The following is a 14119-nucleotide window of genomic DNA, read 5'->3' on the forward strand; positions in this document are numbered from 1 at the left end:
ATTCCTGACTTAGCTATTGTGTAAAAGGAGCTGATTCAATGAGCGACATGATCATTACCCTGATGACCTTTTCTCCGCTAGTCGGGGTGCTACTGCTTTTCTTCATACCTAAAGACAGCCACGCATTACTGCGCGGGGTAGCGATTGCAACTACGGTAGTTACCTTTTTGCTGTCTCTCCCGATAATGTTTGGATTTGTTACCAATGCCGAGTTCCAATTCAAGGAGTTTTATCCCTGGATTGCAGCCGGCCCCTTCCAGATGAATTACAATGTCGGCATTGACGGGATCAGCCTTTGGCTCGTTATTTTGACAACATTCACCATGCCGATCGCAGTGCTTTCCACTTGGACTGCGGTAGAGACAAAGGTGAAAGAGTACATGATCTTCCTGCTTCTACTCGAAGTAGGTATGCTCGGCGCCTTTGTTGCCCTTGATATGTTCCTTTTCTACATATTCTGGGAATTGATGCTGATTCCGATGTATTTTATCATCGGTATCTGGGGTGGGAAAAATCGAGTTTACGCAACGCTGAAGTTTTTCATCTATACAATGGCCGGTTCGCTCTTGATGCTGATTGCGATTATTGTTCTGTACTTCAAGGCCGGAGCCGGTGACTTCAATCTTCTTCGTTTCTACGGCCTTAACCTGCCTTTGGCTACTCAGATCTGGATGTTTCTCGCATTCGCATTTGCCTTTGCCATCAAGGTGCCGATGTTTCCGTTCCATACATGGTTGCCTGATGCCCATACTGAAGCTCCTACTGCCGGTTCTGTCATCCTTGCGGCAATTCTCCTCAAAATGGGTACCTACGGTTATGTACGTTTTGCAATGCCCCTTTTCCCTGAGGCTTCAGAGAAGTTCACGCCGCTTATCGCCACTCTGGCTGTAATCGGTATCATATATGCCTCCTTGGTTGCCATGGTTCAGGAAGATGTAAAAAAACTGGTAGCTTATTCTTCTGTTGCCCACTTGGGATTCGTAATGCTTGGCGTGTTTGCCCTCAACCAGCAGGGTGTGGCTGGAGGGATGCTGCAAATGCTCAACCATGGTATTTCAACAGGCGCGCTCTTCCTTATCGTCGGCTTCATTTATGAACGCCGGCATACAAGACTAATTACCGATTTCGGCGGGCTTTCCAAGCAGATGCCGGTATTTGCAACGATATTCATGATAGTTACTTTTTCATCAATAGGCCTTCCTGGGACAAACGGTTTCGTGGGCGAATTCCTCGTATTGATCGGATCATTTGAGAGCAAGCTTCGCTGGTACACTGTGGTTGCATCCAGCGGCGTGATTCTGTCTGCAGTATATATGCTCTGGGTCTTCCAGCGCGTGATGTTCGGAGAGCTCAATAATCCGAAGAACAAGGAACTGAAAGACCTCAATGCAAGAGAAGTCGCGATTATGGTTCCACTTTTAGTTATGATCTTTGTAATGGGCCTATATCCCAAGCCGTTTATTGACAGGATGGCGCCATCTATCGATAAGATGATTCAAATTACAAAGGTAAAGCCGCAGGTTGCTCTCCAAGCTCCAGCACTGCCAGTCATGCCGGCAGGTATGCCTATGGGCCAGCCTGCAGTTGAAGGGATGCCTGCCGGACATCCGGCAATGCCTGTTAACAAGTAATCAATCGGTAATAAAGTTCCGGAGGTAATGATTCAATGGATATGCTTCAATTCCCAGCCAATATCGCGGCTGCAGCAGGTGTTAACTTTGCGGCAATCATGCCTGAGGTCATCCTGTCAGTAATAGCCATGGCTCTGCTGCTCGTAAATGTTTTCATTAACAGTGAGCAGAAGGCATACCTGGGATATCTTAGCCTTATTGGTATCGTAGTTACCTTCTTCTCAGTAGTCAGTGGGTGGGGTGCGCCTCAGTCTGGATTTAACAACTCGGTTCTGCAGGACAATTTCTCGTTGTTCTTCAAGGGGACATTCCTTGTCTCGGCGTTTTTGACAATTCTTATAACTGACCAGTACCTGAAGCGGGAGGAATGTAACTGGGGTGAAATATATCCTCTTATCCTTTTTGCGACAGTCGGCATGATGCTGATGGCTTCCGGGACAGATCTGATGACGATCTTCCTGGGGCTCGAAGTGCTTTCCGTATCGCTTTATGTGCTTGCAGGATTTAATCGCGCTAATTTGAAGTCGAACGAGGCCGGACTCAAGTATTTCCTGCTTGGCGCCTTCTCAACTGGCTTTCTGCTCTATGGCATGGCTTTAATCTATGGTTCTACAGGCACTACAAGGGTTGCTGCCATAGCATCGTATATTTCTCAGAACGGTATGGTATTGTCCAATCCGATGCTTGTGGCCGGTATGCTTCTGATGGCAGTTGGATTTTCCTTTAAGATTGCTGCAGCGCCATTTCATATGTGGACACCGGATGTTTATGAAGGTGCACCGACACCAATGACTGCGTTCATGTCGGTAGGCCCTAAAGCTGCAGGCTTTGCAGCCTTTCTGCGTGTATTCATCGTTGCTCTCCCTGCGATGAAGGCTGACTGGTCCGAACTCTTGTGGGTTCTTGCCGTTCTCACAATGACTGTCGGCAACATTACAGCGCTAAAGCAGACAAATATCAAGCGTATGCTCGCGTATTCATCAATCGCTCATGCCGGTTACGTTCTGGTTGGTTTTACTGCCGGAAACGCTGTTGGCACCGCCGGTGTTCTGTTCTACATGCTTTCCTATGCGTTTATGAATATCGGGGCATTTGCAATAATAGTACTGGTTGGCAGGAAGGGCGAAGAGAACAATAACGTCTCCGATTATGCTGGATTTGGTTTCAAGCACCCGGTTCTCGGAATGTGCATGTCAATCTTCCTGTTTTCACTGGCCGGTATTCCACCAGCAGCTGGGTTTATCGGCAAGTTTTACTTGTTTTCCGGCGCAATTCAGGCGGGATACGTCTGGCTTGCAATAATTGGCGTGCTTAACAGCGCGGCCTCTGTATATTATTACCTGAGGGTAATGGTGTTTATGTATATGAAAGATCCTACCGAGGAGTTTGATTGGTTGGCAGTCTCTCCTTCTTTGGCGCTTTGTTTACTCCTATCTGTGGCAGGTGTGCTTATCCCTGGAATTGTTCCCGGTACCTTACTGGACTTGGCGCAAAAAGCGATATTGATGTAAACACGATTCATATAGTATAAAGAAAGCCCCTCTGTGCGCAGAGGGGCTTTCTTTTTATCGGGGATATCTGGTGCCAAATGAAAAACCAATTCGATAAACTCAGAATATTGTTGTCTACGTTTATTATGCTTCTCTTTATAGCCAACTGTGCCGAGTGCGGGGCAGGCCATGGTCAATACGCAACGCCAGAAATCGATATTTCATGGGAATTGATCAATGTATCGCAAGAGCGCTTCCAGCTTACCGGAAGGCTTCATAATAGGAGTTCTCACAGCCTGTTCGATATCGAGCTTCTTGTCAGGACTTTCGATAGCGCCGAGAACATGTCAGGCAGCTCCAGATTTAGATTTACTCCACCTCAGATGAATTCCGAAGTTGTATTGCCTTTTGGTATGATGATTGATGTTGCCGATACCGGAAGAGTAACCCGGGTTGATTTTGATCTCTATTATCATCTCCTTTTTCATGATGATCTATTGCCGCAATTTATTCACTTCACTGATATATTAAAAGAACCGGATGCGCCGAAACTTAAGGACGTACCTGAATGAACTGCATGTTTGCTTATTGGATCGAATATGCGGCCCTTGGGGTGACGGCTGGCTTTCTCGCCGGCCTCCTCGGCGTTGGCGGCGGTCTGATAATTGTTCCTGTCCTTACTTTCATGTTTTCATCACAGTTTGTATCTTCTCCCCATATTGCACACCTGGCTATTGGGACTTCGCTGGCAACCATAGTATTTACATCAATTTCAAGTATAAGGTCTCATAATAGTCATGCAGCAATTGATTGGCCGACAGTTGTGAGGATATCACCTGGCATAGTTTTAGGGACCTTTACAGGTTCCTGGGTTGCAGCCGGGTTATCGACTTGCTTTTTAAAGGCATTCTTTGTCGCTTTTCTATTCGTCGTGTCCGTGCAACTGTTATTGGACATTCGTCCGAAAAGTCATCGCACCCTTCCAGGATCGTTCGGCTTGATCTCTGCCGGAGGCATCATAGGATGGCTTTCAAGTCTGGTCGGTATTGGCGGGGGAAGCATGTCCGTTCCTTTACTTATCTGGTGCAATATGCCTGCACACCGAGCAGTTGGGACATCTGCAGCAATTGGCCTGCCAATAGCATTGGCCGGATCTTTGGGGTATATTATCACTGGGATGCATTTCAGTGATCTTCCGGCATTGACTCTGGGCTTTGTCTATATTCCTGCAGTTTCATGTGTTGCCGTTGCCAGTTTTGCATCCGCCCCATTCGGGGCCCGCCTGGCTCATAGACTGCCGGTGCCGCGTTTGAAAAGAATCTTTGCGGGATTTCTTCTCATTATCGCATTAAAAATGTTATGGGGGATCATATGACATCTGGTGATGGCCCGACGGCAACCTCTACGCAAGATATTACCGATAATCAGTTTCTGGATAGAAGAGAGGTAAGAGTTCATTGTCGTATCAATGTTCAGTTCAGACTGGATAACCTGAACGATTATGGAATCTGCTGGAATCTAGGGGTTCAAGGAATGTATGTGGCTTATGACGGAGTCGTCGCCTGCGGAGACGCAATAGATCTCAGTTTCGTTATTTCTGACGAAAATCCGGCACTCATTGAATCTTCTGGCCGGGTTGTCTGGATAAATACAGGCAATAACTATACGCATAAACAGCTGCCTGAAGGATTTGGAGTGGAGTTTGAAACTATTTCGGAAGAGGCAAAATCCGCAATCGCAAGGTTCATCCAGCCTGGCTGAGGTCAGATTCCTGTTAAGACCTTTAGTGATCTGCGCGACAGTCATCAGATTTGAGTTGCATAGATGATGTGGTAACATTTTCTGAGAGCATAGAGATGGAGTTATATTATGAAGAAATATATCAGTGTAGTATTGATCTTTGCCTGTGCAATTCCATTTGGCGGGTGCGCAATGCTTACGGCATGGAGAAGCATACCCCCGCCCGGTGGCTGCGACCAGTGCCACACTGCTGCTATAAGTAATGATTGGAAGGTTTCCTACCAAGCGCCAATGCTGTCCGATGAGAGAAACAGGGAGCCTTTTCAGACGCCTGCGTATAACATGCCTACCACAGGACAATCGTCAGCTTCTTCGCTGGAAGTTCGTAAGGTGCAGGATTTAAAGTGTTTTGAATGTCACAAATCACCAAATGCCGAACATCGAAAACGTTCAGGACGCTTCCACCACTGAAGTTAATCGAGGTAACATGAAAAATTTTGGGCGGAGAACAAAGATCGTTGCCACTGTCGGGCCGGCAAGCTGCAGTAAGGAAATGATATGTAATCTCGTTGATGCAGGTGTCGATCTATTTCGTCTGAATTTTTCGCACGGGAAAAATGACGAAAAGACAGTAACAATCCAGTATATTAGAGAAGTCTCTAAACAAAGGGAAAAGCAGATAGGGATACTCGCTGATCTTCAGGGCCCCAAAATACGCACCGGAAGGATGGAAAACGGCGCAATCCAGTTGCTGAAAGGTGATTCGCTTTCGATCACTACTCGTGACCTGCTTGGCCGCCCTGGTCTTATCTCAACGGTTTACAAGGCACTGCCTAACGATGTCCGCGCCGGGTCCCGAATCCTCATGGACGACGGCTTGATAGAGTTGAAAGTTGCCGCGGTTGACGGCGACACGGTGCATTGTACGGTAATTGAAGGAGGAACGTTAAAAGATCTCAAAGGGATAAACCTTCCAGGCGTAAATGTCTCCAGCCCATCATTGACCGAAAAAGACAGGCAGGACCTAGAATTCTGTCTTCAAGCCGGGGTCGATTACATCGCCTTGTCCTTTGTTCGCACTGCTGCCGATATCGAAGGGGTCAAGAGGATCATTTACGAGCATGACATGCATCTGCCGGTTATCGCCAAGATCGAAAAGCCGGAGGCGCTGCGAAATTTCAAAGCGATCCTCAAGGTTACCGATGCCGTAATGGTTGCTCGTGGTGACCTGGGGGTGGAAATCAACCCGGAAAAAGTCCCGTTGTTTCAGAAAAAGATCATACGTGCCTGCAACGAGGCTGGTAAGCCTGTCATTACGGCAACGCAGATGCTTGAATCGATGATAAGCCATCCCCGGCCGACTCGTGCTGAGACATCCGACGTTGCCAACGCAATCATTGACGGAACCGATGCCGTCATGCTGTCAGGCGAGACGGCATCAGGAGCATTTCCGGTCGAGGCCGTAAAAACGATGGGCAAAATCGCATTGAACGTGGAAAAATCCGAACTATGGCGGGTCAGTCATCGACCGGACGGTATCAGCAATAATATTTCCCGCGCCGTCGCACAGGCTGCGTGCCATGCAGCAGCATCCCTGAATGCCAAGTGCATTGCCGTGCTGACCCAGTCAGGGAGCACTGCAGCACTGATATCGAAGTTCAGGCCCCAGCTGCCAATCATTGCCTTCACGCCATTTCCCGAAATACAAAGAAGATTATCCCTGTACTGGGGGGTCAACAGCTGTGTGGTTGGTAAGCTGAGCGGAACTGACGAGCAGATAAATGCCGTTGAAGATACCTTGCTGGCTAATGGGTTTCGCAAAGGGGACGTCATCATCATCACTATGGGCGTTCCGATTGAGGCTCGTGGCTCTACCAACCTGTTAAAGGTCCACAAACTGGGGGCAAAAGGCTTTTACGAGATTTTCTAGGAGCTGCCATGAGAAATCTGTTTGACGAAACCAGTATCAAAGGGATGCATTTGGCAAACAGGCTGGTTCGCTCCGCAACCTGGGAGGGGATGTGCGCCGAAGACGGCCGACCAACGGATAAATTGGCCGCTTATTATGAATCACTTGCGGCTGGCGGCGTTGGCCTTGTCATAAGCGGCTACGGTTATGTGAGATCCGACGGCAAACAGCTCCCGGGGCAACTTGGGGTGCACAGAGATGAATTTATCCCGGATCTAAGGAAGTTAGCCGATGCCGTACATAGGCAGGGAGGGAAGTTTTGTGTCCAGCTGGTACATTGCGGTGGCCAGACAACGGAGAAAATGAGTGGTGCCCAGCCGGTTGCTCCCTCTTCGGTCAAAGTGGAGCAGTATCCTGAACTCCCCGCTGAGTTGGATAACAATGGGATCAAGGAACTCACCGGTTGTTTCGCCCGTTCCGCAGCCCGTGCTCGCGAAGCAGGTTGCGACGCCGTTCAATTTCATGCTGCGCACGGTTACCTGATCAACCAGTTTTTGTCACCACTCACCAACAGGCGCGATGACAGCTATGGCGGCAATATTGACGGTAGGCACCGTTTTCTGATGGAGGTGTATCGAGCTGTCAGGCATGAGGTTGGCGCCGATTATCCGGTAATGGTGAAGATCAATGGTTGCGACAATCTTCAGGGGGGGCTTGCGCTCGAAGATGCCGTGTTTGCTTGCCGGCAACTGGATGAAGAGGGGATCGATGCCATTGAAGTGAGCGGCGGCACTCCCGCGTCCGGCTTCGAGACCCCGGTTCGCCAGGGAATTGAGACCCGCATTAATGAGGCCTACAATTTACCATTAGCATACAGAATCAAAAATGCCGTTTCTTGCCCGGTGATGGTCGTCGGAGGTTTGCGGTCATATGAGCTTGTTGAGGGGATAATCAGAAGGGAAGAAGCGGATTATGTGGCCTTTGCCCGACCGTTAATCCGCGAACCCACTTTGCCATTACGATGGGCGCAGGGCAACGAAGTTCATTCCCGCTGCATATCCTGTAACGGTTGTTTTAAGCCGGGGCTTAAGGAAGGTGGCATATACTGCGTAGTAGAAAAAATCGAGCGGGAAAGCAGAAATGCATCCCTCTGACAACATGCAATGCCGGTCTATTCTCCTCCAAATCCTAAAGCAAACTTGAATCAAATCTGATTTGCTGAAACCAAAATCTTGGAAATAATAATGCCCTGTTGGTGTAAATTTTATCGGCTATTGATCCTCTCGCTTTGTATGATGCAGCTGGCAGCCTGTGCTGGCCATGGTCATAAGGGCCTTACTGGTGAGCTTCTTGGTGTACCTGCAGGTTGCTTCCAGATGGGAGACGGTTTTGGCGATGGCTATTTTAACGAATATCCTCAGCACGAGGTTTGTCTCAACCGCTTTTTAATCTCAAAGTATGCTGTTACCAGGGGAGATTTTCGGACATTTGTTGCCGAGACCGGCTTTCATACCGAGGCTGAAAAAGGTGAGGGATGCTATACCTTTGACCGGGGGGCATGGAAAAAGGTCGTTGGTGCTTCTTGGCTGAATCCCGGTTTTTCTCAGAACGATGACCACCCGGTTGTATGTGTAACTTGGAATGATGCTGTTGCTTATTCGGAATGGCTTTCCGGTAAAACCGGGCTTGCTTGCCGTCTCCCGACCGAAGCGGAATGGGAATATGCTGCGCGTAGCGGTGGAAAGTCGGAGAAATATGCCGGCAGTAACGATGTCGATGCAGTGGCTTGGTATTCGGTCAACTCCGGAACCGGCACCCGCCCCGCCGGAACGAAGCAGCCCAACGGGCTCGGCCTTTATGATATGAGCGGGAACGTATGGCAATGGACGGCAGACTGGTATGGGGAAAAATATTATCGTGAGTCGCCGATCAACAATCCAACCGGCCCGGCAGTCGGCACCAACAAGGTATATCGGGGTGGGAGCTGGTTTTACGACCAAAAAGGGATCCGAGTCTCTTATCGGGACTTTTTTCTGCCGGGTTTTCGCAGTAGCCAGTTAGGGTTCCGTCCGGTCTGCTCGGGAAAATGAGTTTAATCATCTTATTTGATGTAAAGTCAAAATGATTGCCATGACTGCGCGTTTATGAAATAATTCTTCTTCATCGAGACTCCTCCCGTTACTAAACTCCGCAACTTAGATCTACTATGACCTTAAGAAAATTAATTATTTTAGCGCTGATTACGCTTCAGTTTGAGGCAGTCGCCTGTTTGGCCGATGCCGCATCGCAGGATAGCGGGAAGAGTTTCTATTCTGTTGTGCCTACAGCAACGATGGACGACCCCCGCCGTGAGGTGTGGCAAAAGCCGGCAAAGGTCCTGGACCAGCTTCGAGTAAAATCCGGCGATATCGTAGCAGATATTGGTGCCGGCACTGGCTATTTCACCATGTTGTTTGCCGAGCGAGTAGGAAACCAGGGTGTTGTCTATGCCGTGGATGTTGATCAGAGCATGACCGAGCATATTGCCAAGAGAATTAAAAATGAAGGCGTCGCAAATGTTAAAGTCATTTTAGCGCCGCCAAACGATCCGTTGTTGCCAAAGGCTTCATCTGACCTGGTTTTTCTTTGTGATACCTACATCTTTATTGAAAATCGGGGGGAGTATCTGTCTCGATTGAGGGACGTATTGAAAAGTACCGGGCGCTTGGCAATTGTATCTTTTAATATGAAGGGTGAAATCCCCGGTGCGCCGCCACCGCGCAAAAGAGCCCCCAGAGAAGCAATTATTCAGGAAGTTGAGAGCGCCGGGTTTGCAATGGAGGCGGAATATTTCTTTCTTCCATATCAATATTTTCTCGTTTTTGGGAAAAAATGATTGTCCGCAACAGTGGGCAGTTAAGGGAACGATTATGAAACCGGGTTCATTGATTGTTGTGGCATTGCTCTTATTGTCGCTAACAGCTACTTCTTATGGCTCTCCAGTCCCGTCTGACCAGCCGGAATACGGAGTAATCTCCGGCAAGGTGCTGATAAATGGCAAGACCCCTTTACCCAACGGGGTAGTGCTATTGTATGACAAGTTGATGGGGCCGCCTCCAGATCCTTACAAATACTGGCGCATCCCCGATCTTATCTCGCCACTCGACAAGGACGGTAGTTTTTCCATCGGAGTTACTGAAGGCACTTTCTACTTAATGGTGGCTCAAAAAAACCCCCGAAGGCGAGATCGGGCCGCCGACAGGGAGAGAATACCTTTATTTTCACGGGGATGCGAAGGGTGATGCGCTCCCTTTGACAGTTGCTCCCGGCGCAAAGGTTGACCTCGGCGTGCTCAGCAGCGTGTTTATGTTTACCCCGGAAATGATTCAACGGAGCAAAGGGATTACAGCAATTGAAGGGGGAGTGCTAGATCTTGATGGCAAGCCGGTTGAAGGTGTAGTGGTGTTTGCCTATCTGTCTCCTGAGGCAATGGGGAGGCCATTGTTTGTGTCAGACAGGACCGACAAAAAAGGTGAGTTCCTGTTGCGCGTACATGGTAGCGAAACGTTTTATCTGAAGGTTAGAGGAGTAATCGGCGGTGGCGCCCCGGAAAACGGGGAGTATATGAACGTTACCGAAGATTTTCAGCCGGTTCAGGTCAAATCGGTGATAAATTCGAAAACAAAGGGCGTTGTATTGAAGGTGAAAAAGTTTTTACGACCGGAAGGGGTAATGGAGCCGACCGGCAAAGCCATTCGCGCCTGGAAGAAAATCGAGGATATCAAGTAACGATAACTCCTTGTTTTCGAGATTGAACTCTTAATCATGAATCCCCGGCAATCGCAAACGAGTCAGGCATGCTTCATGCTTTTTAATATTCGGTAATTTCCCTTTGTAGGAAGGTTTCAAGTATTTCAGTAGGTTTGCAGTGCTGTCGTCGGACCTTAAATCATTATTTCTGAAGAAAAGCATAATGTATCAGCATGGGTGCGTATTTAGCAGGCATTAGGAGCAGGGTTTGAAACTCATACTGAAGCTTATCGTAATCCTATCCCTCGTAAAACCTGTACTGGCAGAGACCAAGGGAAGCATGGGGCTTAACGGTACCGGTGTCACCACCTGGGGCGCAAAAGCCAACAACCGGCTTCAGACAGTTCAATCTTCCTATCCTCGGCAAGACGCCGATTATCAAAAAGCTTTCGAATTTACAAAGATGGATTCTGCCGGCAAGGACCTTCCCGCAAGCGCAGCGAATTGGAGCTGCGTCCGCGACAATATCACCGGGCTCATCTGGGAAGGAAAGACGCGCGATAACGGACTGCACGACACGTTGCACACCTACACCTGGTACAACTCCGACGACGAGACCAATGGCGGCAGGGATGGTATGTCCGGCGAGCCGGATGATGCGATATGCAACGGCGTAGCTGGCGGGTGCGATACCGAAAAGTTCGTAAAGGCCGTAAACTCAGCCGGATGGTGCGGGTTCAAGGACTGGCGCATGCCTTCTATTGAAGAGCTTGGGTCGATAGTGGATTACGGAAGATCCATGCCGGCAATTGATCCCGTTTTCTTCCCGAACATGCCTCAACCGGCCGGGTTTTGGACTGCAACCTCTTTTGCTCCGGAACCGTCTTTTGCGTGGATTGTCGTTTTTGACGAAGGCGGCATTACTCATTGTGTCAAGAGCTGGGCATACCATATTCGCCTGGTGCGGGGCGGGAAATGAAATTATCCGCAAAACTTCTACCAGAGGTTATCCTGTGAAATCCAAATATACCTTCTTGGCTTTTCTGGCGGTTATTGCCACGCCCGTCATATCTTCAGCGGCCCAGACATGCCGTCCAGCAGACATTGCCGAGTCGACCCCGGCAAGCAGATTCGTCATAAACAGCGACGGTACTGTTGCTGATAGTTCCACCGGACTCATTTGGAAGCGGTGCAGCGAAGGATTGTCCGGAGTTAAATGCGAGGACGGTACTGTTTCTACATATAACTGGAAGGAAGCCAAGAAAGCTGCCGAATCCAGCAAATTTGCGGGCAGGCAGGATTGGCGGCTTCCTACAATCAAGGAACTTGACACCATTGTTGAGTATCAATGTTCCATGCCGGCAGTCAACCAGACGGTTTTTCCCGCCACACCGGCATCAAACTTCTGGTCTTCTTCATTCTATTCCGGTTATTCGAACGGGGGCTGGAACGTCAATTTCAACGATGGGGTTCGTGATAGCTGCAGCATGAACTATAGCCTTTATGTTCGTCTGGTTCGATCAGGTAAGTAGTATTTGCATGTTCTTGTTAAGGAGCTGCTTCATGTACCGCGCTTTCTTCTATGTAATGACTCTGGCTTGTGTCACGTTAATGCCTGTGGTGGCGTCCGGAGCCCAGCTGTGCCATACTTACTGGCCAAAGGCTTCAACTCCCATAAACCGTTTCATTAACAATGAGGATGGGACCGTAACCGACAGCGTGACCGGATTGATCTGGAAACGGTGCAGTGAGGGGTTGAGCGGGAGCGTCTGTGAGCACGGTTCGCCTGCTATCTTTTCCTGGCAGGAAGCCTTGCAGGTAGCCGCAAACAGCACCTTCGCCGGGAAAAATGACTGGCGACTCCCGAATATCAAGGAGTTAGGGTCAATAGTTGAACGCCAATGCTCAATGCCGGCCATCAACGAAATAGTTTTCCCGGCAACACCGACCATGTCTTTCTGGTCGAGCACACCTTTTGCCGAGAACAAGAATTTTGCCTGGAATATATATTTCCCATATGGCATCAGCGACGGGAATGACAAAAGCTACAAATTTTTCGTAAGGTTGGTGCGCGCGGGCAAATAGTCTTTTACTTGCATGTTTTCATGGGCTGGCGGGACAATGGGGTTTCGCCACTAACTGCTCAGAATTGCAGATATTATCCAAGGAGGTAAACAACGGCGTTTACCATGAAAGGGAACGCCTATGTTTGCCTCTTTTTTTCGGCTGCGGTTTTCTGCCCCAATTATTGCGGCCCTTGCGGCCTTGATCGCCCCGGCCGCCTATTGCGAGGAGTGCCTTGACTGTCATGTTGATGTTACGACCCAGATGGGATCTGGCTCCCATCATGTCCAGAAGACCGGTGTCAGTGGCAAGCATTGTTACGCCTGCCACTGGGAAGCCAGACCCGATGGCGGAATCGACAACCGGTACCACACGGGTGGTTCGCAGAACGCTCCCGTCGACCTGGTAATCTGGGGTGAAGGAACACGGCCGACAGAATACCGGAGCGGAATAACGGCAGTAACCTATACCCCTTCCGAGATAGCCACTGCAAGAGAGCGGACAGCAGTAGGCGGGATCACCCGGCATTGCCTTGGGTGTCACAGCGATGGGAATAACGCCATCTTGCCGTTCAGCGGCGATCCCAACAGCCCCTCCCGTTATTCCTGGGACGGCCAGAGCGTCGCCTCCCGCTATTCCGCCGCCGGGACCACCACCTGGGGCAAATACTCCACCTCGGCATCAAACAAGAAGATGCGGCTCACCAAGGCCTTTTCCGCCCATGGCAACGCATCCGCCAACCAGGGAGGGTGGAGCAGCGCCAGCGGCTATGACGGAGAGATCCCAATCACCCGCGGTGGCAGCAATGCCAGGAATGTCGAATGCTTTGATTGCCACAACTCCCACGGCTCAGACATCACCGGAGTCACCACCAGTTACCGTACCTACGACGGCACCAACCGTGGCGGTATCCTCAAGCAGACCGGCAGCGGCAGATCCGGCTACCGGATGAACTACACCCCCTCCGCCAACACAGATCAAAAAAGCAGCAATCCGTACAATCCCGGCGCCGGGTTATGCTTCGACTGCCATGAGACCGCCCAAAGCGGGGCCACCCCCTGGGGCTACAACAGCACTTACGGCGCCAAAGAACCGATCATCGGATATAAAGACACCGCCCACTTCGGCACCGGGGTAAAAGGCTCCACCTCCCGCTATGCCAACCGCCAGAGCCGGACCGAGATCGTCAGCAGCCATCTGAAGGGGGGGGAAATTCCTCAGCTACTCAAGTCAAGGGCGCATCAACGGCCTATGCACCCCGTGCCATGACCCGCACGGCGTCAGCCCGACCCTGGGAGAGAAGATGGCCTATGCCGTACCGCTGCTGAAGGGGACCTGGCTCACCTCCCCCTACCGGGAGGACGGACCCCCTTCTGCTTCGCCCGGTAAAGAAAAAGGCTCTACACGGCCTTGGGATTATAACTCAGTGAATCGTGAAGCCGGTACCAACTTCGGCAAAGGTCAAAGCGGTGCGGCTCGGCAGGCCGACTACAACACGGTAAACCGTGAGACGAGTTCTAACTTCGGCAAGGATGGCAGCGCCCCGCGTCAGGGAG

At 50.0% G+C, this 14119-nt stretch carries 16 protein-coding genes; all 16 read left to right on the plus strand.

The features are described from left to right. Positions 1–38: 38 nt before the first annotated feature. Positions 39–1631: an NADH-quinone oxidoreductase subunit M gene (locus OR1_RS17305; RefSeq protein WP_041973578.1), complete on the plus strand. Its 1593-nt coding sequence runs from the start codon at positions 39–41 to the stop codon at positions 1629–1631. A 35-nt stretch (positions 1632–1666) separates the two neighbouring features. Next, complete coding sequence (locus OR1_RS17310; protein WP_041973580.1) at positions 1667–3142, plus strand: NADH-quinone oxidoreductase subunit N; 1476 nt, start codon at positions 1667–1669, stop codon at positions 3140–3142. 77 nt (positions 3143–3219) lie between these two features. Beyond that, a complete protein-coding gene (locus OR1_RS17315) occupies positions 3220–3693 on the plus strand; it encodes a hypothetical protein (protein WP_041973582.1) in 474 nt (157 codons plus the stop codon). Then, positions 3690–4496, plus strand: coding sequence for a sulfite exporter TauE/SafE family protein (locus tag OR1_RS17320; protein ID WP_370543370.1), 807 nt, complete (start codon positions 3690–3692; stop codon positions 4494–4496). The genes OR1_RS17315 and OR1_RS17320 overlap by 4 nt, the downstream gene beginning before the upstream one ends. Next, positions 4493–4882, plus strand: a complete 390-nt coding sequence (locus OR1_RS21775) for a PilZ domain-containing protein (RefSeq protein ID WP_160295276.1) — start codon at positions 4493–4495, stop codon at positions 4880–4882. The genes OR1_RS17320 and OR1_RS21775 overlap by 4 nt, the downstream gene beginning before the upstream one ends. Positions 4883–5348: 466 nt before the next feature. After that, positions 5349–6791: a pyruvate kinase gene (pyk, locus tag OR1_RS17330; protein WP_041973611.1), complete on the plus strand. Its 1443-nt coding sequence runs from the start codon at positions 5349–5351 to the stop codon at positions 6789–6791. Between the two features lie 8 nt (positions 6792–6799). Further along, positions 6800–7924: an NADH:flavin oxidoreductase gene (locus OR1_RS17335; RefSeq protein ID WP_041973584.1), complete on the plus strand. Its 1125-nt coding sequence runs from the start codon at positions 6800–6802 to the stop codon at positions 7922–7924. Positions 7925–8065: 141 nt separating this feature from the next. Further along, complete coding sequence (locus tag OR1_RS17340) at positions 8066–8860, plus strand: formylglycine-generating enzyme family protein (RefSeq protein ID WP_272946207.1); 795 nt, start codon at positions 8066–8068, stop codon at positions 8858–8860. Between the two features lie 116 nt (positions 8861–8976). Further along, positions 8977–9645 carry a class I SAM-dependent methyltransferase gene (locus OR1_RS17345; RefSeq protein WP_052440594.1) on the plus strand — a complete coding sequence of 223 codons (669 nt, stop codon included), beginning with the start codon at positions 8977–8979 and terminating at the stop codon, positions 9643–9645. A gap of 34 nt (positions 9646–9679) precedes the next feature. Beyond that, positions 9680–10051, plus strand: a complete 372-nt coding sequence (locus tag OR1_RS21100; RefSeq protein WP_052440597.1) for a hypothetical protein — start codon at positions 9680–9682, stop codon at positions 10049–10051. 10 nt (positions 10052–10061) lie between these two features. Next, positions 10062–10538 (plus strand): hypothetical protein, encoded by a 477-nt coding sequence (locus tag OR1_RS21105; protein ID WP_152609950.1) that lies wholly within the window; start codon positions 10062–10064, stop codon positions 10536–10538. A 229-nt stretch (positions 10539–10767) separates the two neighbouring features. Further along, the gene (locus tag OR1_RS17355) at positions 10768–11478 is read left to right on the plus strand and encodes a DUF1566 domain-containing protein (RefSeq protein WP_041973587.1); all 711 of its coding nucleotides are present in this window, start codon (positions 10768–10770) and stop codon (positions 11476–11478) included. Positions 11479–11512: 34 nt separating this feature from the next. After that, positions 11513–12031, plus strand: coding sequence for a DUF1566 domain-containing protein (locus OR1_RS17360; protein WP_041973589.1), 519 nt, complete (start codon positions 11513–11515; stop codon positions 12029–12031). A gap of 31 nt (positions 12032–12062) precedes the next feature. Further along, entirely contained in the window at positions 12063–12584 is a 522-nt protein-coding gene (locus OR1_RS17365) for a DUF1566 domain-containing protein (protein WP_052440601.1), read from the plus strand. Between the two features lie 120 nt (positions 12585–12704). Next, positions 12705–13832, plus strand: coding sequence for a hypothetical protein (locus OR1_RS17370; RefSeq protein ID WP_041973593.1), 1128 nt, complete (start codon positions 12705–12707; stop codon positions 13830–13832). Between the two features lie 34 nt (positions 13833–13866). Further along, a partial coding sequence (locus OR1_RS22160) for a hypothetical protein (RefSeq protein WP_152609951.1) occupies positions 13867–14119 on the plus strand: 253 nt, incomplete at its 3' end.

The organism is Geobacter sp. OR-1 (assembly GCF_000813145.1).
Classification (GTDB): domain Bacteria; phylum Desulfobacterota; class Desulfuromonadia; order Geobacterales; family DSM-12255; genus Geoanaerobacter.